The organism is Methylomonas rapida, assembly GCF_024360925.2.
Classification (GTDB): domain Bacteria; phylum Pseudomonadota; class Gammaproteobacteria; order Methylococcales; family Methylomonadaceae; genus Methylomonas; species Methylomonas rapida.
This window is the reverse complement of record NZ_CP113517.1, coordinates 120,345-143,251: the sequence shown is the minus strand read 5'-3', so window position 1 is coordinate 143,251 and position 22,907 is coordinate 120,345. Positions and strand designations below refer to the sequence as shown.

General features: G+C 53.6%; 20 protein-coding genes, 1 tRNA gene and 1 other RNA gene. 10 read left to right on the top strand and 12 right to left on the bottom strand.

What is annotated here, in order from left to right; all coding sequences use genetic code 11:
• Window positions 1-315 precede the first annotated feature (315 nt).
• Window positions 316-1,305: a PstS family phosphate ABC transporter substrate-binding protein gene (locus tag NM686_RS00650; RefSeq protein WP_255190016.1), complete on the bottom strand. Its 990-nt coding sequence runs from the start codon at window positions 1,303-1,305 to the stop codon at window positions 316-318.
• A gap of 222 nt (window positions 1,306-1,527) precedes the next feature.
• Window positions 1,528-2,055: a dihydrofolate reductase gene (locus NM686_RS00645; protein ID WP_255190015.1), complete on the bottom strand. Its 528-nt coding sequence runs from the start codon at window positions 2,053-2,055 to the stop codon at window positions 1,528-1,530.
• A 50-nt stretch (window positions 2,056-2,105) separates the two neighbouring features.
• Here NM686_RS00645 and NM686_RS00640 point away from each other — a divergent pair, with 50 nt between their 5' ends.
• Window positions 2,106-3,116, top strand: a complete 1,011-nt coding sequence (locus tag NM686_RS00640) for an asparaginase (RefSeq protein WP_255190014.1) — start codon at window positions 2,106-2,108, stop codon at window positions 3,114-3,116.
• 286 nt (window positions 3,117-3,402) lie between these two features.
• Window positions 3,403-3,479: transfer RNA gene (locus NM686_RS00635), tRNA-Pro, on the top strand.
• Window positions 3,480-3,839: 360 nt separating this feature from the next.
• Here NM686_RS00635 and NM686_RS00630 read toward each other — a convergent pair.
• From NM686_RS00630 to NM686_RS00610, 5 genes are all read right to left on the bottom strand, one after another.
• A complete protein-coding gene (locus NM686_RS00630) occupies window positions 3,840-7,214 on the bottom strand; it encodes a DEAD/DEAH box helicase family protein (RefSeq protein WP_255190013.1) in 3,375 nt (1,124 codons plus the stop codon).
• Between the two features lie 93 nt (window positions 7,215-7,307).
• Window positions 7,308-7,829 (bottom strand): REP-associated tyrosine transposase, encoded by a 522-nt coding sequence (locus tag NM686_RS00625; protein WP_269022881.1) that lies wholly within the window; start codon window positions 7,827-7,829, stop codon window positions 7,308-7,310.
• A gap of 40 nt (window positions 7,830-7,869) precedes the next feature.
• The gene (locus NM686_RS00620) at window positions 7,870-8,088 is read right to left on the bottom strand and encodes a hypothetical protein (RefSeq protein WP_255190011.1); all 219 of its coding nucleotides are present in this window, start codon (window positions 8,086-8,088) and stop codon (window positions 7,870-7,872) included.
• Window positions 8,085-8,621, bottom strand: a complete 537-nt coding sequence (locus tag NM686_RS00615) for a zeta toxin family protein (protein ID WP_255190010.1) — start codon at window positions 8,619-8,621, stop codon at window positions 8,085-8,087. The genes NM686_RS00620 and NM686_RS00615 overlap by 4 nt, the downstream gene beginning before the upstream one ends.
• A 3-nt stretch (window positions 8,622-8,624) precedes the next feature.
• The gene (locus NM686_RS00610; protein ID WP_255190009.1) at window positions 8,625-12,047 is read right to left on the bottom strand and encodes a site-specific DNA-methyltransferase; all 3,423 of its coding nucleotides are present in this window, start codon (window positions 12,045-12,047) and stop codon (window positions 8,625-8,627) included.
• Between the two features lie 512 nt (window positions 12,048-12,559).
• On the opposite strand from NM686_RS00610, the gene NM686_RS00605 reads away from it, so the two are divergent.
• Complete coding sequence (locus NM686_RS00605) at window positions 12,560-14,044, top strand: S8/S53 family peptidase (protein WP_255190008.1); 1,485 nt, start codon at window positions 12,560-12,562, stop codon at window positions 14,042-14,044.
• A gap of 164 nt (window positions 14,045-14,208) precedes the next feature.
• Here NM686_RS00605 and NM686_RS00600 read toward each other — a convergent pair whose 3' ends face one another.
• From NM686_RS00600 to NM686_RS00590, 3 genes are read right to left on the bottom strand one after another with little or no spacing between them, the layout of a single operon-like run.
• Window positions 14,209-14,796 (bottom strand): phosphoheptose isomerase, encoded by a 588-nt coding sequence (locus tag NM686_RS00600; protein ID WP_255190007.1) that lies wholly within the window; start codon window positions 14,794-14,796, stop codon window positions 14,209-14,211.
• Window positions 14,797-14,803: 7 nt separating this feature from the next.
• The gene (locus tag NM686_RS00595) at window positions 14,804-15,175 is read right to left on the bottom strand and encodes a YraN family protein (RefSeq protein ID WP_255190006.1); all 372 of its coding nucleotides are present in this window, start codon (window positions 15,173-15,175) and stop codon (window positions 14,804-14,806) included.
• Entirely contained in the window at window positions 15,172-16,962 is a 1,791-nt protein-coding gene (locus NM686_RS00590) for a penicillin-binding protein activator (RefSeq protein WP_269022144.1), read from the bottom strand. Before NM686_RS00590 ends, NM686_RS00595 begins: the two co-directional genes overlap by 4 nt.
• A 48-nt stretch (window positions 16,963-17,010) precedes the next feature.
• Between NM686_RS00590 and rsmI the strand changes: the two genes are divergently transcribed.
• From rsmI to rimK, 7 genes are all read left to right on the top strand, one after another.
• Entirely contained in the window at window positions 17,011-17,856 is an 846-nt protein-coding gene (rsmI, locus tag NM686_RS00585) for a 16S rRNA (cytidine(1402)-2'-O)-methyltransferase (RefSeq protein WP_269022142.1), read from the top strand.
• Between the two features lie 108 nt (window positions 17,857-17,964).
• On the top strand, window positions 17,965-18,426 hold the full coding sequence (locus NM686_RS00580; RefSeq protein WP_255190003.1) for a CBS domain-containing protein: 462 nt from the start codon (window positions 17,965-17,967) through the stop codon (window positions 18,424-18,426).
• A gap of 198 nt (window positions 18,427-18,624) precedes the next feature.
• Window positions 18,625-18,974, top strand: an RNA gene (gene rnpB / locus NM686_RS00575) — RNase P RNA component class A.
• A 32-nt stretch (window positions 18,975-19,006) separates the two neighbouring features.
• Window positions 19,007-19,630: a methylthioribulose 1-phosphate dehydratase gene (locus NM686_RS00570; RefSeq protein WP_255190002.1), complete on the top strand. Its 624-nt coding sequence runs from the start codon at window positions 19,007-19,009 to the stop codon at window positions 19,628-19,630.
• Window positions 19,627-20,184, top strand: a complete 558-nt coding sequence (locus tag NM686_RS00565; protein WP_255190001.1) for a 1,2-dihydroxy-3-keto-5-methylthiopentene dioxygenase — start codon at window positions 19,627-19,629, stop codon at window positions 20,182-20,184. The genes NM686_RS00570 and NM686_RS00565 overlap by 4 nt, the downstream gene beginning before the upstream one ends.
• Window positions 20,181-20,855 carry an acireductone synthase gene (gene mtnC, locus NM686_RS00560; RefSeq protein ID WP_255190000.1) on the top strand — a complete coding sequence of 225 codons (675 nt, stop codon included), beginning with the start codon at window positions 20,181-20,183 and terminating at the stop codon, window positions 20,853-20,855. Before NM686_RS00565 ends, mtnC begins: the two co-directional genes overlap by 4 nt.
• Window positions 20,856-20,876: 21 nt before the next feature.
• Window positions 20,877-21,773: a 30S ribosomal protein S6--L-glutamate ligase gene (rimK, locus tag NM686_RS00555; protein ID WP_255189999.1), complete on the top strand. Its 897-nt coding sequence runs from the start codon at window positions 20,877-20,879 to the stop codon at window positions 21,771-21,773.
• A gap of 35 nt (window positions 21,774-21,808) precedes the next feature.
• On the opposite strand, the gene NM686_RS00550 is transcribed toward rimK, so the two are convergent.
• Complete coding sequence (locus tag NM686_RS00550) at window positions 21,809-22,219, bottom strand: ExbD/TolR family protein (protein WP_255189998.1); 411 nt, start codon at window positions 22,217-22,219, stop codon at window positions 21,809-21,811.
• 8 nt (window positions 22,220-22,227) lie between these two features.
• The gene (locus NM686_RS00545; protein WP_255189997.1) at window positions 22,228-22,893 is read right to left on the bottom strand and encodes a MotA/TolQ/ExbB proton channel family protein; all 666 of its coding nucleotides are present in this window, start codon (window positions 22,891-22,893) and stop codon (window positions 22,228-22,230) included.
• Window positions 22,894-22,907: the final 14 nt, after the last annotated feature.

Here is a 22,907-nt window from a genome sequence, read left to right as displayed (position 1 = left end):
CCGGGTAATTCATCGGCTTCAGCAGATTCACAAAATCAACCCATAACTGTTCAGCAAAGCGTAAAACCGGACTAATTGCCGATCTGCTTCCTCTTCTGATGGAGGGCGTCGTAAAAGTCAAAACAGTGCCTTCTCCGGCCGGGAGAAGGTTAGGAGGGGATATAAATAAGGTGTGTACATTTTATTCCCCTCACCCCCGCCCTCTCCCGCGAGGAGAGGGGGCTTTAACCATTCGATTTCAGATTGATTTTGAGACAAATTCCTTGAAAGCATCCATGCCAAGCATTCCCTGTATCACTCGTCCTTAAATGATGATCATTGAATCATGCCCAAGGCTTTTTCCGCGGCCTTGGCCGGCAATGGAATGTACCCGTCTTTCACGACGACTTGCTGGCCGGTTTTAGACAACACCATCTTGATGAACTCTTTTTCCAACGGCGCCAAAGGATCGTTGGGCTTTTTGTTGACGTAGATATACAAAAAGCGGGACAGCGGATAAGTACCGGAAATCGCGTTTTCGGCGGTCGGATCGACGAACGGCGCACCTTCTTTGGCCGCGAGCGGAATCGCTTTTACACCCGAAGTCGAGTAACCGATACCGGAATAACCGATACCATTGCTGGAGGTGGTAACCGCTTGCACCACCGAAGCCGAACCGGGTTGCTCGTTGACGTTGTTTTTGAAGTCGCCCTTGCACAAGGCTTCGTCCTTGAAGAAACCGTAGGTGCCTGATACCGAGTTACGGCCGTACAATTGAATCGGTTTGCCGGCCCAGCCGCCAGTCAGCCCGGCTTCGCCCCATGTGGTGATGTCGGTGGCGTGGCCGCATTTGCGGGTGGACGACATGATCGCATCCACTTGCGGAATGCTCAGGCCCTTGACCGGATTGTCCTTGTTGACGAAGACCGCCAGTGCGTCGATCGCCACCGGAATCGCGGTCGGTTTGTAACCGTGCTTGCTTTCGAAATCGTCGATTTCGTTGTCTTTCATTTTCCGGCTCATCGGCCCCAGGTTAGAGGTACCTTCGGTCAAAGCCGGCGGCGCGGTTGAAGAGCCGGCCGCTTGAATCTGGATATTGACGTTGGGATACAGTTTGCCAAACTCTTCCGCCCACAGGGTCATCAGGTTGGCCAGCGTATCGGAACCGACGCTGGAAATATTGCCCGACACGCCGCTGGCAGGGGCATATTCCGTTAATGCGGGATCAACCGCAGCAGGCGCGGCCGCAACACCGCTTGCCATAAACGCGGAAGACACAAAGCCAAATCCCCAAATGAGCGACTTCAGCTGAAATGTTTTTTTCATATTCTTTCCCAATCAATGTTTAAACCAGAAGCAATACTGCCCTTTGAGCGTGACAATAGTATGAAGCGAATATGACAGTTTTATGACAAAGGCCGATTTTAAGCCCGCACCAGCCTTTTTACCATCACTTAAACGTTTGAATTGGATGCTTAGGAATGTGCGAGAAATAATCTCGGCATTGGTAGGTGCGAATTCATTCGCACTGTGCGGATAAATCCGCACCTACCCCGAATATTTGCATAGGTTATTCGATGTTCGTTCCTTATACAGGTTTTCCAGCTTTAAAAACCGATAGCGATAATCGACTCGCGGGTCGTCTTCGACCACCTCTTGGCTGAGCTCGCGCCAGGCGCCGTAATCGATTTCCGGAAAAAAAGTGTCGCCGTCGAAATCGCGCTCGATCAAGGTCAAATACAAATAGTCCGCCGCCGGCAACAAAGCCTCGTACAGCGTGGCGCCGCCGATCACGAACAATTCCTCGCAACTTTTCGCATACTCGAGCGCGCCGTCTATCGTGGTAAACACCTGACAGCCGTCCTGCCGGTAATCGGCATTGCGACTGATGACCAGATTCTCCCGTCCCGGCAACGGCCGTCCGATCGCCTCGAAGGTTATACGCCCCATCAGAATGGGCGAGCCCAGCGTGATGTGTTTGAAACGTTGTAAATCGGCCGACAGATGCCACGGCATCCGGCCATTCAAACCGATGACACGGTTGCTGGCCATCGCCACGATCAATGAAATTTTCATGGTTTCAGATTAAGATGCGCCTTACGCAAAGGCGCTCATCTTACTATTTTATGACGAACATATTATTGGTTTTTACCGGTGGCACCATAGGCTCGCAAGTGGAAAACGGCACCATAGACACCCGCGCCACTGCCGGTTTCAAGCTGATTCAGCTGTTTCAACAATGCCATCCGGCACAGGCGCGGGTTCGCTTCAAAACGCTGCAGCCGATACAAATCCTCAGCGAAAACCTGCACCCCACGTTTTGGCAGCAAGTCATTGCTGCGATAGAAACCGAAGAGCTGGCTGATTTCGACGGCATCATCGTCACCCACGGCACCGATACCCTGGCCTTTACCGCCGCGGCGTTCGGCGTTTATTTCAACCACCTGAAGATTCCGCTGCTACTGGTCTCCAGCAATTTGCCGCTGGATAATCCTGAAGCCAACGGCCTGAAAAACTTCATCTGCGCGGTCGATTACATCCTGCAAAAGCAGGAAGCCGGCGTGTTCGTGCCGTATCAAAATCCTGAGCAAACCATGCATGTGCATATCGGCACCCGCCTGAGTTCCTGTCTGCCGCTCAGTGGCGACTTCATCAGCGTGCAATCCAGAGCATACCTGAGTTATGCCGACGGGAAATTCAGGCAGTTGCATCCGCTCCCGCCGCCCGAAGCCCCGACCCATACGTTAAAAAACCAATTTGCCCGCATACTCTTGCTGCGCCCCTACCCCGGCATGAACTACGCCGATTACCACCTACATGGCGTGGACGCCGTGCTGCACGACCTCTATCACTCCGGCACGGCCTGCGTCTCGCGGCAATGGGGGCCGCAGCACAGCCTGATCGACTTCAGCCAGCGCTGCCGGGAAGCCAACATACCTTTGTATCTGGCCCCCTCGCTTCAATCGGACGCGGCCTACAGCTCCACCCGTGACATATTGAGCCACGGCGCCAAGATGATCTGGAACACCTCACTGGAAACCGCCTACGCCAAACTGGCGCTGGCTTTCGCCCATTTCAACGACAGCCAAACGATCGACACTTTTCTGGAACAGGACGTCGCCAGGGAAAAACCCTGAGGATTCAACTTAACGCCCATGCCCTGCTATAGTAGATGTCACAAAAACAATGTCTAGGTTGAACGGAGCACGGCGAAGCCCAACAGAATCAAAATATTGGGCTTCATTACCTTTTACCTTCAGCCCAACCTACCTTTTGCGATAGTTAAAGCAATCGCACTCCCCGGCAATTTTGGCGTGAAAAGCTTCGGTTTTTCCCGATTTATCCCGTCATCGCTTGCGACAGAGATGAAAATTTGCCGGAGCTTTTGTTAAAATGGGCTGGCTTTCCATCCCAGGAAACCATCGGAGTGTAGCTCAGCTTGGTAGAGCACTGCCTTCGGGAGGCAGGGGCCGGAGGTTCGAATCCTCTCACTCCGACCAAATTAAATCAATGTGTTACCGATTTAATTGCGGCTTTAAAAATAGCTAAAGTGAAAAAACAATCCTGGACATCATAAGCGCAGAGAGACTCAAAGCACATTGCTAGTCGAGCTAGGACTGATGCGGTTAATCATTAATCTCACAAATCACTACCTATCCATCAGGCAAGCGACAAATCAGAAAGTGTATTTTGATACACAAGCTCGCCCAGATTTGCTCGCCATTGTTCAGCAAACTGTCTCAAGGAATGGGCTGCGGCGATTTTGACCTCGTGTTGGTTTCCGGCAAACTGATCGTTGTGCAGAACTGTTCCAAGCTGAACGCAGGCATTTCGATGCCTTACTCCTCCGGTAGCGAGCATTATTCGTTACACCGAAACGTAAGTGTTCTGGAAAATCTCGAACACCTATAATCATTGCCGACAACATTACCCATCAGGGTATTGATATAAGCCGGCAGATCCATAAACAATACATGCCTCTCTTCCCAATATTCCCGATCATACCCCATCGCTTCAACCAGTTGGAAACGCGTAGGCGTAACGATAAAGCTTTCCAAGCGGATATTGTCTTTATCGGCTAAGCGCTGCTCGATATCCTTAATCGTCTTGTGAAACTGCACTTTCGGGTGCTCCGGTCCCTCATGAGCAATACCGTGCGGCTCGATGAAGGCCACCACTTGCTGATCGCCCTTGACTGCCCACAGAATGAAATCCGGGTAGAAATTACCGGCCTCGAAAAAACCGATACCACTGCCGCGTGACTTATTCCTCAGCAGGAATATCGACGTTTTGCTTTCCAACAGCTTGGCTTCATTGGTTTCCAGCCAAGCCATCAGATCGACCACAAAGTTCTTTTCGCTGTCGTTCAGGGATACCGGAGCAATCGTAATCGGACAACCGCGCTCGGCATACAGCAAGGGTTGGTATAAATGATGGCTCAATACGATGGCTTTTAACTGACCCGCTTCAATCAACTTGGGTGTTTTGGATTGCCAGTTCGCTGCAACTTCGGCCTTCAGCTTTTCGATGTCATCAATCAGTTGCTGTTCGGTGGCATCGACAATTAATTGATAAGACTCGGAGTCAGTGGGCAAATTGCTGTCGCCACTCTCCAAATCGCGGTATTGCAACCTCGGCCGAATAAATTCGTCAACGCAATGCAGATAAAAGCGCTTGCTGTATTTTTTCAACAGCTCCAGGGCGATCTGGTTCCACACCCTGACATTGGCAAAGCTGTTCATCCCCAATAGGTGCTTGGGTACCAATAACACATACCAATCAGTACGCTTCAACAAACCGGGAATGGCTTGCGGCGTGATAATCAGGCTGTATAAACTTTCCCTGGCTTTGTATTGCTCCAGATCGAAATACAGCTTGCTGATGTCCAAAAAGGCAATCTGTTCGTCGGAAAACACTGCCTCGTTGACGTTCACGGCTGCTGCGGCGCCGGCATCGACAGGCCGAGCGACAATCGCCTGAATTTTTGGATACCAATCGACCTCGATCCGACTCTTGCGCATGACGTCGGGCACGCTGCCAAACAACGGCATGGCGCCGTCGCGGGTAAAGCTATATTCGCGGCCATCGGCTTTTTTCAGCTTGGGGCGTAACACCTTCAACTTGTGGCCAAAATCGTAAGTCACATTCATCGGAATCTGGAACACTTCCTTACGATCATTGGCCGGCAGACCTTCATCTTCCAGGAAGTCACGAAATTTCTCCATGAAGTCGGCCTGTACGCCGAACACATTCAGAGTTTCGATATAGTGAATGTATTCAGGTTGCTTCGCAGGGGTGGCCGCGCGCGAACGTTTTAACGACCATTCGTAACCCTTCAAACGCACACCACGACCGAACAACTGAATGATTTGCGAACCCTCGCTACGGCCGACACGCATCAAGCCCAAGGTGGAGACCCGCCAACAATCCCAGCCTTCGACAAACTTTTTGGCACCAATCAACAGATTGATCGGCGAGGATGATTCTTTGATGCTGGCAAACTGGGCAGCAACAAAGTCACTGTCATCCACAACGATCTGCGGACAGGTTTCTTGAATATGTTTCGATAACCCCAAGGCATCGCCGACATTGATCAAGCCGAAATAACTGTCGCCATGACCGGCTTTCAGTACCAATTCACCGCTGTCGCCTTTTAAACGCCAGACATGTAATTGGCCGCCCGCCCGGTTATTGAACAGGGTAGCAAGAATGTCGGTATGAATCTCACTGACCGATTCGCCCTTACGCAAACGCTCACGTAAAAACAAAAATGCGCCGTGAAAAATATCGTGGCCTTTGTTATCGATCAAACCGGTCGATGTCGCATTTTCGTTCAGCAGCGTCGCTACCGTTTTAATGGCTTGTTGCGGCTCGGCAAGAAACTGGGCAATAAAACTCAATACACGGACAATGTCGGAAACCGTTTCCTGGTCGCTGCCGGTTGTTGCCGACGCTTTGGAAACGCTCGAACCAACAAACACCCACAACGGTTTTTCCAGGTTGTAGGCCGCATATTGCGACTTACGTTCGCGATACAAACGCAACTGTTGGTAAAAGCTCAACAAACACGCCGACAAATACAAAAACTCATGCTCGGCTTGCGACTTGGGGATATTGAAGATGCGGTAATCCTTACCGTAACCATCCTCGTAGAAATAGCGATAGGAATAATCGAACAGCACTGCCTTGGCGTAGCTTTCCTCGATCTTGGCATTATTGGCAGCTTTCACCGCTTCCTTGAATGTAGCGGAATACTCGAAGGCAAAGCCTTTTTCCACCAAGCGCTCGCGTTGCTTCATCCAGCCTTCTTCCTCGGACTTACCCATGCCCCGATGGCCTTCGTCCACCAGAATCAGGTTACGGTCGCCCAAGTTACGGGTGGCAATAGTATTGGGGCCATCTTTATCGCCTAACTTGGTAATTTCGATGAAATCGACTCGACTCAAATGACCGTAACCACTACTGAAAATGTTGGTTGTACTGCCAATGTCGTTGTTATCCAGCACCAGGCGTGCGACTTCGATACCGCTTTGTTTCAGCTCTTGTTCGTGCTGATTGCTCAAGCCTTCGTTAGGGGTAATCAACAAGGTGCGCGTCACTAAATCATGCTGACCGGCTTCGGTGGCATAGTGGGCAAATTGACGGTAATTGATATGCATCAACAGCGTTTTACCGGAACCTGTGGCGTTTTGCAGACACAACTTGTTCAAGTCTTCCAGCGTGTATTCGCCGATGCCGGTGTTAAATTCCTTGGCTTGCCAATGCGCGTTAAACCGGCGGACGTAATCGTTTAATTGCTCCAGCAATCGCTCACGGTCAGTAAAGTATTGATGCAGATAAATCTCGGCAAACAACAGCGACAGCCATTGGTAATACTTCCATTCGATGGGCCGCTCGCGGCCTTCGTTCAGCCATAAGGTATGCGCGACAATGTTTTGCTCGTAACCTAGCAAAGCATTCGGATTAAGCGTTGCCGTCGGTTGCCAATGGCTTTTCAGTTGCTGGTAAAAATAATGCAGGTTGTCGCTCTCCAGACCTTCCTTGCAGTCGCGCAGCAACTTGGCGAGCATTTGCATCGGACGGACGCGGCGCTTGCCGTCTTGATGATCGGCAAACGTATCGACGCCCAACAATTCCATGATCCACTGGTTCAATACCAACTTGTCGGCAAACGCCAAGGTTTGCCCGGATTTCTTTTTGCCGCCAACCTTGGCGGCTTTGGGTTTTACAGCCATTAAATCGTCTCAATGTAGGGTGGATAAGCGCAGCGCATCCACCATGGAAGGCAAATTTGGTGGATGCGCTAGCGTTTATCCACCCTACCTTAATCATTCGCAGTGCAAGTCTTTTATGTTGTCCGGCAATCCACCGGAAGCCCAACCGGCATCATACAAACCGGCTGCAACGAATTTTCTAAACGAGGAATACGGCCAATCGCTCGGCGCAGTCGCCAGCCCATGTTTAACCGGATTGAAATGAACGTAATCCACATGTCGCCGCCAATCCTCTTCGTCCCGGATGAGATGGTCCCAAAACCGCCGTTGCCAAACGTCGCGCTCGCCTGTCCGTTTGCCTTCGCCGCCGATCCGTTTGGAAACATATTTTTTGATTTCCCGCCAACGACCGGAAAAATCCGCGTCTCCTAAAGGCAGGCGCCAAAGGCAATGCAGATGGTCGGGTAAGATCACAATGGCCTCGATCTCAAAGGGTTTCGCCGCCATCACCTGTTTGAATGCGGCCCGCAAAACTTCGACATTAGCAAACTCGGAAAAAACGGGGCGGCGGAGATAAGTCACCACGGTAAAAAAGTAGTGGCCTCCAGGGACAAAGATGCGGCGGTATTCGCTCATGAGTGTAATTGCTTTGGTTTGGTGGATGCGCTTATCCACCCTACCTTGAATCAACAGTTCGTAGGGTGGATAAGCGTAGCGCATCCATCGTATCCTGAGCCGTTACATGCTCAACCAGCAATTGCCCATTCCGTACCACCACCAGCGGCGTATCGGTTTGCGCGGCCAGCTGCCGTGCTTTTTGCGCGGCGCGGCGTAAAGCGATTTCGACCTGGCGGGCGTCTTCGTCTTTGGCTTGATTCAAAGGTTGCGTGTTCATGATTCGCTCCAGTCCAACAATTGCGGTTGATCGCCGGCATTATCGAAATGCAGCCAGACATCAACCAAGGCTTTGTAGGTTTGATGAAAATTGCGCCGACCGGATTCGAAGCGGCGGAGTATGGTTTCGGCGGGGATGTTGTGACCGCCTTGCGCTACCCGCGCGGCGACGCGGGCAATGGCGGTTTCCGTGTTCGGCAGTTCCAGAAAAATCAGTTTCACCACATAACCGGCCACCCGCCATTGCGGAATGACCCTGGCGTAATGCAAGCCGCTCAAGGTGGTTTCCAAGGCAAAGCTGTCGCCTCTGGCAACATGCTCTTCAATGCTTTGCAGCATCAAGCGGCCGGCTTTGATGGCAGCCGCTTCCGGCGCAAACGGCGACAAACCGGCGGCGATCAAATCGGCGTTGATGAACACCGGGCAATGCGCCTCGTTGGGTAAAAACTCGCGGGCAAAGGTCGTCTTACCCGCGCCATTCGGTCCGGCGATGATGACGATTTTCTTTACCGTGGAAGACGGCCTAGCGTTCATGCCTTATTCCCCGGACCACATCGCCGCATGAAAGGCTTCTTCGATCAAACGCACTTTGATTTGTTCGCTTTCGATCACCGGATTGGGCAGGGTATGGCTGCCGTTGACGTAAATGGCGCCGTAGTTTTGTTCGCGCGGCGAAATCTGCAATTTATCCAGCAGATAGGTTTGCAGTACCGCGCTGTCTTTTTCCGGGTCGGTGGTGAGTTTGCGCCAGACGATCAAGGTCGGGATTTTCGACGACGGGTCGCCCGGCACTTTCAAGGTATAGCCTTCGACCAAGCGAAACCAATAGTGCGCTTGGTCGTGGTTTGGGGGCGTGGTGGATGCGGCTATCGCCTTATCCACCCTACCATTGTCATCCTTCGTAGGGTGGATAAGCGCAGCGCATCCACCGGCATCGGCCACCGGTTTCAACCGCGTACAACGCAAGCGGGTATTTTGGTCTTGCGGCAAATCCGGGTCGGTTTCGCGGACGAATTCAGCGGAAAAACCTTGCGGCGCGGCCATGTGCGATACCCACAAACCGATCAACCAGTTGAAGGTTTCGACCAAATCCACGCTTTGTAGGGTTTGCGATTCGCTACCCGGCTTTTTGATCCACATTTGGTAAGCGAACGGATCGCGAAACGCGGCGATGTTCAGCAGGCTTTGGCTGTCCTGGGTTTCCACGTCCAGAAAATAGTTCAGCAGATAGTCGCGGCGCAGTTCCGGGTTGTTGTCCAAGGCGCGCTCGCGGGCGTCGTCTTGCCTGAACACCAGATTGTTCAGCACGTCTTCGTAGCTTTCCAAACGCAGAGTTTTGAAGCAATGGCTGATGCCTTCGCGGGACACCGGCTTGCCGTCTTTCCAGTCTTTGGAATAGACGACTTTTTGGATGCGGGGTTTTAGGACGGTATTGAAGTAGTCGTTTTGTTCGACCAAAATATATTTGCGATTCCCTTTGTCTTGTCGGTTGAGATTGATAGTGGCGTGAGCGGTTGTACCCGAACCAGCAAAAAAGTCAAAGACATTCGCCGATTGCGAAGTCGTGATATGCAGTAGTTTTTGAATCATTCGGGTCGGTTTTTGCGTAGAAAACGCGCCTTCTCTGGAAAAAAGATCGCTGCCTTCCTTTAAGCCTTCTTGGGAATGTCCGGAAGATTGATGGTCCCACCATGTCCAAGGGACCATGCCTTCCATTTCATGCAAAAAGCGTTTTACCGCAGGACGACCGGAGCCATCTTTGCCGAAAATAAGACGTTTATCGTCTTTTAATTTTTCATAATTTTCCTGTGTAACCATCCAACAGCGTCCCGGCGGTGGTGTAAGTTTGCGACCGTCGGGTGTTTCTATTTCATACATTTGGTTGGGTCGGAAACCAGGCGCCGTAAAATTATCTGACTTCCAAGGTCCCCGAGGATCATTATCCGGGTTAGAAAACTGTTTGATTTGGTCATTTCCTAAAGGCAATAAATTTCGCTTTGCCTTGAATTCTGAAGGATCAGTTGCGTAAACCAGTATATATTCGTGTGCATCGCTAATTGCCTTGCGAATATCTGGGGAATATCGCTTTTGCCAGATTAGATCGGCTATTTTGCAAGCATCGCCATATAGCGACGATAACAACAGGGATAAATTAACCATCTCGTTATCGTCGATAGAAACGGAAATGCTGCTATCAACAGCTTGCAAGGATTTTGCTAAAGCTAATCGGCTATGGATATTCGATAACCAGCTCGAATGCTGGTAACTATCTTTATAGGCAAAACCATCGCCATCGGTGTTATACGGCGGATCAATATAAATACACTTCACTTGTTCACGGTATTTTTCCTGCATCAAGCCCAAAGCCTGAAAATTTTCCGAATGAATCAATACGCCGTCGCATTGCGCGTCCAGATTGGGTATTTCCGACAATAACCGTTGTTCGAAGTCTGCGCTGAACAACGTGGTATCGACAAGCAAATACGGATTGGCGGCGAGAAACTCAACTGTGAGCGGTTCGCTGTAACTTGGCGTAGCTAAATCACCGGCAATCTCATTGATGGCAAACAATTTGACCCATTCGTCGCGTTGGTGGTCGTTGGCGGCGATTTCCGGGTAAAACTTGGCGTCGATACGATCCAGCGTGATGCAGTAGTGGCATTCGGTGACGAATTTCTTTTTCAGCCACAGCTTTTTCTGAAATTCTTCCAGTTGCGCCAAAAAGGCGATCAATTGCTGGGCAATTTTACGCAGCACACGGATTTTGCTTAGGTAGCTTTGCACTTGCGGCGCATCGGCGTTGTCGATGTCGTCCAGGCGCATGATTTCGTTCTTGATGTAAAAATCCAGCTCGCGCCGTAAAAAGCCGCCCAAGTCTTTATGGATGAAATAATCCATGGTGTTGCGGGCCGCGTATTTTTGCAGGTACTTTCCCAACAATGTGCGTTTGTTCTTGCTGTCGGTCGGCGCCGGGGTTTGCAGGGCTTGCAAAAATGCGCTGGCTTTCAGGTCCTGCAAGGCTTGGATAATCGCCGCTTCTGCTTGTTGCAGCCGGGTTTCCTGCCATTTGGCGTCCTGGCCGGTTTTGTCGGGATCGGTGCGGTATTCGAAGTTGATGTGTAGGGTGGATAAGGCGTTAGCCGCATCCACCATGAGCCCTTCGGTATCGGTGGATGCGCTGCGCTTATCCACCCTACGGTCCTCCTCATCCCGTGGGAATGGGAGCAACTCGACCGGCTTGGCGGCATGAATCAAAAAAAAGCGCTTTTGATTGGCAGTGGCTTTGATGTTGCCATGCTCGCCTTCGCTGGCATCGACGATGCGGAAATGTACTTTTAGCGGCTGTTCATCGTGGCTGGCGAATTGTTCCAGTCCTGGCGTTTTGCCGGTTTGCGCTTGCTGGCGTATCGCTTCGTTGAGGTCGAAACTGTAATTGCTCAAGTACTCGCTGCTTTTGATGTAGTACTGGTCTTTGTTAGCCCAATGCAGATACACCTCGCGGCCGTCGTAAGGCACCGCATAGGGCGCGGCGCGGCTGTCGCTTTCGCGGGCGTAATAACGGCGCGACATGAAATCGCCATTGTCGTAATAGCGTTCGAAGAAGCGGTACAAGTGATCGTAAATTTCGCTCTCGGCATTGCCGCCATCTTTGGCTTGCTCGTATTGGGCCTTGGCTTCTTTGACGCCGTCGGTTTGTTCCGGATCGGGCGCGCCGAATTTCTTGGCTTGTTCGATTGCCGCTTTGTACCGAGCTTTTGCTTCCGCCAGCCGTTGTTCGTCGACTTCGCCAAACGCATCCTTAATCACGTCGAGCAAATCGTCTTCCAGGAAACGGCTGATTTGCACGCTTTTGGCGTGCATGATTTTGTAAAAGCCAAAATCCAGCTCCGGCTGGTCGAGTTGAAACAGCTCTTTCAGCAGGTTAATCAGGCGATTGCGGTATTTGTCGGTGTTGCTCATAAATCCTTTTTCAATAATCGGTTCGGCTGGGTTGTTGTTTATGCTGGTTTGTTCAAGCCGCTACAAAAAAGTAACCCTCCAAGTGGGGAGGGTGTTATCTCGGGCATGGTATTGGCGTGAGGCGTTGCGGTCAAATCGAAGTGGCTAACACCAACAAGCTCAGCCCATTGTTTTCACCACTAGAATTCACTTCTCATTAAACATGCCACTCCTTAACCAGTCACTCGCCGATGCGGTGATACAAAGCCAGCAGCAAGCCGCCCACATATTGCGCTAGATAAAGATAAGCAATCCTCCGTTATGCGAAACATAAGATGGGATTAAATGCGTGTCTGCGTCAAATCACGCACCGATGACTGGCAAATAACCTAATTCGCCGTCAAGTCATTCGTAAAAACCACACCTTGAACCGCGGGCATGATTCATGCTTGCCGATGCCGGGCCGAATTAAGCCCGCGCCGACCAATTCGGCAACTTACCTGATGCATGATTTTTCGAAGGATACGATGAGAATGACTAAAAAATACTGGCTGTACGCTCTGCCGGCCTTATGCTGGACACAAGCTGTTTTTGCGGATTACAAAGACGATATTGGCTATACCGCATTGGTCGATCAATTGGGCGGCAATACGCCGACCGGTGCCGGCGTCCATGTGGCTCAGGTCGAAGCCTCCTCGGTGGCTTATGCCGACCCGTCCTATCCGGTCTACGCGCCGGATACCGACAACCCTCAATTTTCAGGTAAAACCTTTCTTTTCCCCGGCCCCGCCAGCACTTCGGCTTCTGGCCATGCAACCAGCGTAGGCGCCCGCTTTTATGGCAACTCGGCGATGGCCTACGGCATCGACACCATTACCAGTTACGAAACGAACAACTGGATCGGCAGCCTTGTCGCCAATACGGTGTCGGCGCCTGTCAATGCCAGCAGAATCGCCAACCATAGCTGGGTCGGCAACGGCAACACCCCAAGCGACAGCGGCAAGATACTGCGCTTGGCAGACCGCGAAGTGCAGCGCAATGAATATATCCAGGTGGTCGGCATGGCCAATGGGCTCAGTGTCAATCCACTACTCGGCAGCGCTTACAACGTCATCGCCGTAGGCAGGACCGATGGCGGACAGGATCGCGGCGCCGATGCGGTTGACAGCGTCTATACCGCCGGCAGGACGCGTCCGGATCTCGTCGCGCCACAATCCACGACGAGCGCCGCCACGCCGCTAGTCGCGGCTGCGTCGGCCTTATTGGTCGAAACGGGACATGCTGGCGGTTCGAGCCTGTCCCATGGCTCCAGCACCGTTTCCGGGGTTGGCACGATTTATAACGCCGAGCGCGCGGAAACCGTTAAGGCCGCCCTGATGGCGGGCGCCGATCGCGTGACGGACAACAGCTCTACGAACGCCAATATCACCGATTACCGAAGCGGCGGCCATGCCACCCAGAATGGCCTGGACGACCGGTTCGGCGCCGGCCAATTGAACGTCTTGCACAGCTATCAAATCATTGCCGCCGGCGAACAAGGCAGCGCCGAAGATGATCATACGGGAGGCGGAAGGATTGATTTATCGGGTTTCGATTACGATGGCGCGTTTGGCGGCGGTCAAGGCAGCAACAAAACGGCCACCTACAAATTCGACGCGGCAACGGATTTAAATTTGGCGGCGTCCCTGGTATGGAACATCGGTATTTCCAACGATAGCAATTTGACCGCCACCTTGCATGACCTCGATTTGGAATTGTTCGACGTCACCACTCAAAGCACGACCGCCTTCTCGAATAGCGACATCGACAACAGTGAAAACCTGTGGGTCGCCCTGGCGATGGGCCATAGTTACGAGTTATTGGTCAAATCTGGCCAAACCGCCAACTTTAATTGGGATTACGCTCTGGCCTGGCACATGACGCCAATCCCGGCAGCGCCCGTGCCCTTACCCGGCGCGTTTTACTTGTTTGCCAGCGCGCTGGCCGGCTTTGGTGCTTTCACCCGGCGCAAAGGCTGAGTTCGAGGGAAATTGGCCGCAAGCTGTACCAGTGCCGTGGATGGCAAGCTTCGATCCCTCCTTGGGGGGGGCTGGTTCCGGCTGCCGACGGAAGGTGCCGTAAAGTCAAGATAACTCCTTCTCCCGCTTCACCCGCAGGGCATAAAGGAGAAGGCGACAAAGAACTACCCCCCGAATAACTGGTGATCGATCAGATCGCACAGACAGTGCGAGATCAATAAATGCACTTCTTGTATCCGCGCGGTGGACATCGACGGCACGCGGATTTCGATGTCGGCCTCGTTCAAGGTGCCGGCCAGGATGCCGCCGTCCTTGCCGCTCAGCGCGATCACGGTCATGTCGCGGTCATGCGCGACTTTCACGGCCTTGATGATGTTGCCGGAATTGCCGCTGCTGGTGTAGACCAGCAAAATGTCGCCGGGCTGGCCCAGCGCGCGGATTTGCTTGGCGAAGATTTCGTCATAGGTATAGTCGTTGGCGATCGAAGTGATGGTCGAGGTATCCGTGCTCAACGCAATCGCCGGCAGCGCGGGCCGCTCGCGCTCGAAGCGATTCAGCATTTCCGAGGAAAAATGCTGCGCATCGCCAGCCGAGCCGCCGTTACCGCAAGTCAGCACCTTCTTGTCGTTGACGAGCGCTTCGACGATTTTTTGCGAGGCGAACTCGATCAGTTCGCACAAGCTGGTCATCGCGTCCTGCTTGGTCTGGATGCTGTCGGTAAAATGATTGATGATGCGGTCTTGTAAGCTCATAGCGTGTTCAGGTTTGAAATGCGTTTTTAATCCAGTGGATGCGGCCATCGCCGGACACGGCCACCACATCGAAGCGGATGGCGCAATGGCTCAGGCGGTTGATTATGACATAGTGTTGCGTGGCGGCGACGATGCGCGCCTGTTTTTGTCGGGTGATGCTGGCAAGCGCCCCGCCGAATTGCTCGGATTGGCGAAAACGCACTTCGACGATGACCAGCGCTTCGCCATCGCGCATCACCAAATCCAATTCACCGACCTTGCAGCGGAAATTAGCGCAGACCCATTGCAAACCCTGGCTTTGCAAGAATTCAAGCGCCAGCCGTTCGGCGTTATCGCCCTTCTGCAAATGAGCGGGCTTGGCTTTGTCGAATAGACTCATTCGGCAAAACCACTGGCTACCGGGACACCGCCCTTGAATTGGGCGCAAACCAGCTGGCGGGTGATGCGATTTTCGCCATTCAAACCCAAGCGGCCGGTCGCCCCGGCATAAGGCGTGCTGGCCAATTCAGGCAAATGCTCCAGCAGATTGTAGGCATCGATACCCAGCGCCACCAGCCGGGTCTGCGCATCCGACAGCCCGCGCAGACTCTCACGTAACGCCGACTGGCTCAACGCGCCGGCATAATAGTCCTCAAACAGCCACGGCATGTCGCAAAAACTGAAGGAACCCAACTCGGCATCCTGAACAGGGCTGGGCCGGCCTGCATAAATGGTCGGCATCGCGTAGACGGCGATGTCGTCGGTTTGATGATATTTGAGTTGCGGCGCCAGCTCGCGGGCGGCATCGTCGTTGGCGCTCAGCAAGATCGCGCGCGGCGGCGTCTGGCCGGAGGGATAGGCGGAAGACGCGATCAGCTGATTCAACATAGCGCCGATGTCGTGTTGTTTGGGGTCATAATTCTGGATGCCGGCAACGGTTCCGCCCTTGCTCTGCCAGGACGACATCAGATAATTGCCGATGCGCTGGCCTTGCGAAGTGTTGGGCACCAGCACCAGCGCGCTCCGGCGACCGTCGCGTTGCGCCTTGGTCGCCAGTGCTTCGGTTTCGTCCAGCGGACTCAGGCCGAATTGATACAAATGGGTTTGACTCAGATTTTCCACGTGATTCAGCGCCAGCACCGGCACGCTCAAGTCGGCGCTCGCCGCCAATGCCTGAATTTGTTCTTTGACCAGCGGCCCGATCACTTGTTTGGCGCCCTCGGCCACGGCCTGCTGGTAAACGCTGACGATGTCATCTTGCGCACTATCGTAAAACTTCAGCGGCAAACGAGCAGTGGTGCTGGCGGCGAGCCGGTAGGCGGCTTCCAGACCTTGCCTGATGGCTTTGCCGGCCGGCGCGTAGGGCCCGGAAGCCGGTAGCAACACGGCCAACAGGCCGGCTTCGCTTACCGGGGTGGCCGTTTCCGGGCTGGCTTCCTCGCTTTGATCGGCCGCGACCGGCACGGCCAAATAGGCTTGCAAAAACTCGGCGTTGGCGGCATGTCCTGGGTAATCGAAACGCCATTGCTGAATGCGTTCGTTGATGTCGACGCCGGCCTGATTACGCTGTTTCAGGATTTTGGCCAAAGCCATCCAGCCCTTCAATTCGCCGGCCAGCTCCGGCTGCCCTATCAACGTTGCCTCGGGCAGCATGCTGAGCATGTCGATGATGGCGGAAATATTGGCTTGCCGTTGTTCGGGCTTTTGCAACAGATTATCCAGTTTGAGCCGGGCGCTGACGGCCAGCAGCGCATCACCCATCAAAGAATGAGCGAACGCCAGCGACTGGTAATAAGTGATCTTATCCGGCTGCGCCAGCAATGCAGGACGGATCTGCCGTAATTGCTGCAACGCCTGCTCGGCATCGCCCATGCTGAGTACAATCTGCGCGCCCAGTAAATTGAATTTGCCACGCTGCTCCGGTGACAATTCGGCCTGATTGATCAAATCCAGTTCGGCCTGGGCCGCTTGACTATCTCCGGACTGAACCAAGGTTTCGGCATTCAATAAACGCCGACTGCCTTTATCGTCCTTCAAGCCATAACTTTTCACCGCTGGCTTGGCCACTTGGGCTTGCCGGCGCTGGTATGGGGTTTCCCCTTGCGCGGTATCTTTTACCGGCTCGCTGCTGCATGACGCCAGCAACACCATGGCAAAAATCCAGCAAAGCCCCAAGCGACGGGGCATAATGAAATACTCAGAATCAGACATTGCGGCGGAGGGCTTTTGATACAGATGTCCGGGAAATTATACGTGGTTGCCACACCAATAGGTAATCTGGCGGATTTCAGCTTTCGCGCGCTCGAGGTGCTGAAACAAGTCGACTTGATCGCCGCCGAGGATACCCGCCACGTCAAGATGCTGCTGCAGCATTATGGCATCAACAAACCCTTGGTATCACTGCACCAACATAACGAAGACAAGGCCTCGCAAGGCCTGGTGGACAAAATCAAGGCGGGCCAGTCGATAGCGCTGGTTTCCGATGCAGGAACCCCCTTGCTCAGCGATCCCGGCTTGCCGCTGGTGAAACTCGCTCGGCAGGAAGGACTGGAGGTCTCGCCGATTCCCGGTGCCTGCGCGTTGATCGCAGCCCTGTCGGTGTCCGGCCTGCCTGTCACCCGCTTTACCTTCGAAGGCTTTCTGCCGCGCACGTCTTCCGCGCGAAAAAATTTCTTTCAGGGCAAACTCAAGGACTGTTCGACGTGGGCCTTTTATGAGTCCAGCCACCGCATTCAAGCCGCGCTGGAAGATCTGTCGCAGATTTTCCCCGCCGAGCACGAGATTGTGATCGCCCGCGAAATCACCAAACTGCATGAAACCATTCTCAAAGCGCCATTGGCGGACGCCTTACAGCGCGTGCAAAGCGACGAGAACATGCGCAAGGGGGAATTCGTCGTCATCGTCGCCGGCAACCCAGTCACATCCGATGATGACGCCGTCAGTGACGAACAGCTCAGAATCTTGCGCCTGCTGTTGCAGGAATGCTCGATAAAATCCGCGGTGGCGTTAGCAACCGAAATCACTGGCCAGCGCAAAAAACTGCTGTATCAAGCCGCCCTGGACATGCAACAAAGCCACTGACGGCAAGGCGCCGCACTTCAAACGGGATTTTTGGCTCAACTCCGTTCTTGTCAAGCAGGCCCGATTTACTTATTCTGTGCGGCTATTTTTTATTCAGGAGAGAACAGCATGCGCGTCGCCGAGTTGATGACCAGCAAAGTATTTACCGTTGAACCCGGTGATTTGATCGATCGGGTTTTCTTTTTGATCCACTACGAAAAAATTCGCCACCTGCCCGTGGTCGAGAAAGGCAAGCTGGTCGGCATCGTTTCCGACCGTGATTTGTACAAAGCCTTGGGCCCCAAAAGCAATTCCAACGCCGTCGAAGCCAACAAGGACAACACCCAGTTACACGTGGTATCGCAAAAGGTCGCCCACATCATGCATCGCGGCGTGTATACCGTCACGCCAGAAACCCTGTTATCAGAAGCCGCCGGAATGATGGCGGAACACCGCATTGGCGCGTTGCCAGTAGTGGAAAACAACAAACTGGTCGGCATCCTGTCCGCCACCGACATTTTGAGAATCTTCGCCAAACTGGAGCATGCCCGCGAAGAACGTGAAAAAAAGATCAGCGAAGCTCAAGGCTAATCCCCTTTGCTGGTAACGACGTATATCGATAGACATCGACTGTCGCTTGCGTCGCATTCAAACCCGTGCAATAGCTGATGCTATTGCACTCCGATACGTTCCGGAGCAAAAGGCTTCATTTTTTCCCGTACAGCGCCCGTTCCCCTGTCCTGCATTTCCTCCCCCCTTTTGCTTTTGAACTTCTGTATAATCGCCAGCAGAGTTGGCCGAACAGCCGCCGTCCTGCATCAGTGGGAGGGAGGAAAGTCCGGGCTCCATAGGGCAGGGTGCCAGGTAATGCCTGGGAGGCGTGAGCCTACGGAAAGTGCCGCAGAAAATATACCGCCTGGCCGGCAACGGCCCGGTAAGGGTGAAATGGTGCGGTAAGAGCGCACCGCGCGACTGGTAACAGGCGTGGCAGGGAAAACCCCACCCGGAGCAAGATCAAATAGAGGCGCATACGCGTGGCCCGCGCGGCGCCTGGGTAGATTGCTTGAGCGCTTGGGTGACCAAGCGCCTAGATGAATGGCTGTTCTCGACAGAACCCGGCTTACAGGCCAACTCGCTTTTCTTTCTTTTGCATTCCGCAAAACCACCCCTCATGACCTTGAAAACCGACGAATTTTATAGCAAGGCCGACGCATTGATCGCCGCCGGGCGCTTCATCGACAGCAAAGGCTGGGTGCCGGCCACCAGCGGCAATTTTTCCGCACGCCTAGCCGACGGCAACATCGCCATCACCGTGTCGGGCCGGCATAAAGGCCACCTGCAACGCGACGACATCATGCTGATCGACGCCAACGGGCAATCCCTGGACGGCAAAAAGCCGTCGGCGGAAACCTTGCTGCATACCTCGCTGTATCGGCGTTATCCCCACATCCAGGCGGTTTTACATCCGCATTCGATCAACGCCACCTTGGCCGCGCGCTTGTTCAAACATGAAATCGTGCTGGAAGACTACGAATTGCTGAAGGCCTTGGTCGGCATCGATACTCACGAAACTCGCGTCACGATTCCGATTTTCCCCAACGACCAGGACATTCAGCGCCTGGCCGCTGTGGTGGAAGATTATCTGGACCAGCATGGCGACATCCACGCCTACGTGATCGCCGGTCACGGCTTTTACACCTGGGGCGCCTCGGTGGCGGATACGCTGCGTCATCTGGAAGCCCTGGAGTTTTTATTCGATTGTGAAATACGTCTGCACGGAGTAAAAAAAGCATGAGTGCACTAACCATTTATCCAGCCGCCAGCGCGCAAGATGGCACAACTACGCGCGATTTTGCCGCCATTGCCGAAGAATTGGCTGCCATAGGCGTTCAATTCGAGCGCTGGCAGGCCGAATGCGAATTCGGTGCCGACGCGGACGCGCAAGACGTCTTGAACGCCTATCAAGCCTCGGTCGACAGGCTAAAAAAACAATATGGCTTCCAGTCTGCCGACGTCATCAGCCTCAATGCCGATCACCCCAACAAGGAGCAGTTGCGGCAGAAATTCCTGTCGGAACATACCCATAGCGACTTCGAAGTGCGCTTTTTCGTGGAAGGCCGCGGCCTGTTCAATTTGCACGTAGGCAACAAAGTCTACGCGGTACTGTGCGAACAAGGCGATCTGATCAGCGTGCCTGCCAACACCAAGCACTGGTTCGACATGGGCGCAAATCCGGCTTTCAAGTGCATACGCCTGTTCACGACGGAGGATGGCTGGGTCGCCGAATATACCGGCGACAAAATTGCCGACAGTTTTCCAAACTTTGATCAATATCTGGCGACGCTATGATAAAAGCCATCGTTACCGACATCGAAGGCACGACATCGTCGCTGTCCTTCGTCAAGGATGTATTGTTTCCTTATGCCCGGACGCATTTGCCGGATTACGTCAGGCAACATGCCCAGGACCCCGAAGTCGCGCGCCTGATGGCGGACGCCCGCCGCGAAGCCGGCGCCGAACTGAGCGACGAGGCGTTGATAGCGCAGCTGCTTGACTGGATAGATCGCGACCAAAAAATCACCCCGCTCAAATCCCTGCAAGGTCTGATCTGGGAAGCCGGCTATCAAAAAGGCGATTTCGACGGCCATATTTATGAAGACGCCGCGCGGCAGCTCAAAGCCTGGAAACAGCAAGGTTATGCGCTATACGTCTATTCGTCCGGCTCGGTGCATGCGCAAAAACTGCTATTCGGCCACACCGCCTATGGCGATATGACGCCGTTGTTCTCCGGTTATTTCGACACCCATATCGGCGGCAAAAAGGAAGCAAGCTCATATCAGGCCATCGCCCAGCAAATCACTATGCCAGCCGAACAGATTCTGTTTTTGTCCGACATCAAGGAAGAGCTCGACGCGGCCAAAGCGGCCGGCTTCAACACCTGCTGGCTGATACGGGAGCAAGCCTTGGACCCTCGGGCCGAACATCGCCAGGTATCCAGTTTCGATACGATCGTATTGTAAAACGCGCCCGATCTCTTCTGAATGAAAATCGCCATTCTGTCACGCGATGCCTCGCTGTATTCCAGCATGCGCCTACTGGAAGCAGCTAAGGCTCGCGGCCATGAGGCTCGGGTACTCGACCCGACCCATTGCTATATGAACATCACTTCGATGAAACCGTCGATTCATTATCAGGGGGAAAATCTGGCCGATTACGACGCCGTGATTCCCCGCATAGGCCCCTCGATCACGTTTTATGGCACCGCCGTTTTACGGCAGTTCGAAGTGATGAATACGTTCTGCCTGAACAATTCCGCCGCCATCAGCCGCTCGCGCGACAAAATGGCTTCCACGCAATTGCTGGCCCGCAAGGATATCGATTTGCCGATCACCGCCTTTGCCCACAATCCGGACAACATCGACGACTTGATCGCCGAAGTCGGCGGCGCGCCCTTGGTCATCAAGCTGGTCGAAGGCTCGCAAGGCATAGGCGTGGTGCTGGCGGAAACCGACAACGCCGCCCGCAGCGTGATTCAGGCTTTCATGGGTTTGAACGCCAACATCATGGTGCAGGAATTCATCCGGGAAGCCAGAGGCAGCGACATTCGCTGCTTCGTGATTGGCGACAAGGTGGTCGCCGCGATCAAGCGTCAAAGCCGGGAAGGCGAATTTCGTTCCAACCTGCACCGTGGGGGCACGGCTAGCGTGGAACGCCTGACGCCGCTGGAACGCGCCACCGCGGTCAGGGCGGCGAAAATCATGGGGTTGGATGTCTGCGGCGTTGACCTGTTGCGCTCGAACCGCGGACCGCTGGTCATAGAAGTCAACTCGTCACCCGGTCTGGAAGGCATAGAAAAAGCTACCGGCAAAGACATCGCACGTTTGATGATTGAATTCATCGAGAAAAGCACAGGTGTCAAAAACAAGCCGGCAGGCTGAGAACCAGGCTCACAGCACAGCCGACCACCACCGGACTATTGTTCGAGGGTCACAAAGGCCAGTTTGGAGATGCCGGCATGCTGCACGGCTGCCATCACTTCGGCGACCTTGCCGTAATTGACCGCTTGATCGGCGTAAACGTGCACGGTCAGTTCCGGGTTGGCGACCAATTCGGTTTGCAGCGTCTTTTCCAGCGCGGCCAAATCGGCGACAGGATTTTTATTCAGCGTGACGCCGCCTTGGGCGTCGATGCCCAGTTGCATGGGCTGTTTCTCGGTATCAGGGGTAGTGGATGCGGTTTTGGGAAGCGCCACGTTCACTGATTGTGTCAACAAGGGTGCCGTGACCAACAATATGATCACCAGTACCAACATGACATCCACCAGCGGCGTGACGTTAATCTCGCTTACCGCTTCATCGTCGTCTGCTTGCGTCTTAAATCCCATCGAGTGCTCTACTCCTTCGTAGTTCTTTCGCCAAAGGCAATGTGTAAGAAACCGTCGACAAAATGTTCGAGCGAAGCCCGATGATGTTTGGCGCGGCGTTGAAAAAAGTTATAGGCCAATACCGCCGGCACGGCCACGGCGATACCGATCGCGGTGGCGATCAAGGCATCGCCGATGGGACCCGCGACCACGTCCAGACTGGCCGAACCACTGGCGCTAATATCATGCATCGCGTTCATGATCCCCATCACGGTGCCGAACAGACCGACAAACGGCGCGGTGCTGCCTATGCTGGCCAACATGGTCAAACCGCTTTCCATGCGTTTTTGCTCGTCTTGCGTCTGTTTTTTCAGAGCTTGCTCCAGCAAATCCTGCGGCGAACCGCGAAATTTCAGACTAGCCGCCGCGACGGGATCTTTCAATTCCGCCAGCCAGGCAAAGCCGCAAGCGGCGACGCGGGATTTGGTGCCTCGTTTCGTTTCTTCGGGCAATTGTTCGGCCGCTTTCAGGTCCGTGGCATTCCAAAACGCGGTACCGTAGCGTTTGTTGTAATAGTTGTTTTTGGCGAACTGCCAGACTTTGAAAAAGATCAATGTCCACGTTACCAACGAGAACACCAGCAACGTGTACAAAGTGCCATCGATGATGAAGGCAGTTTCGAAATGAAAAGGCATTAAAGTCTCCTGAT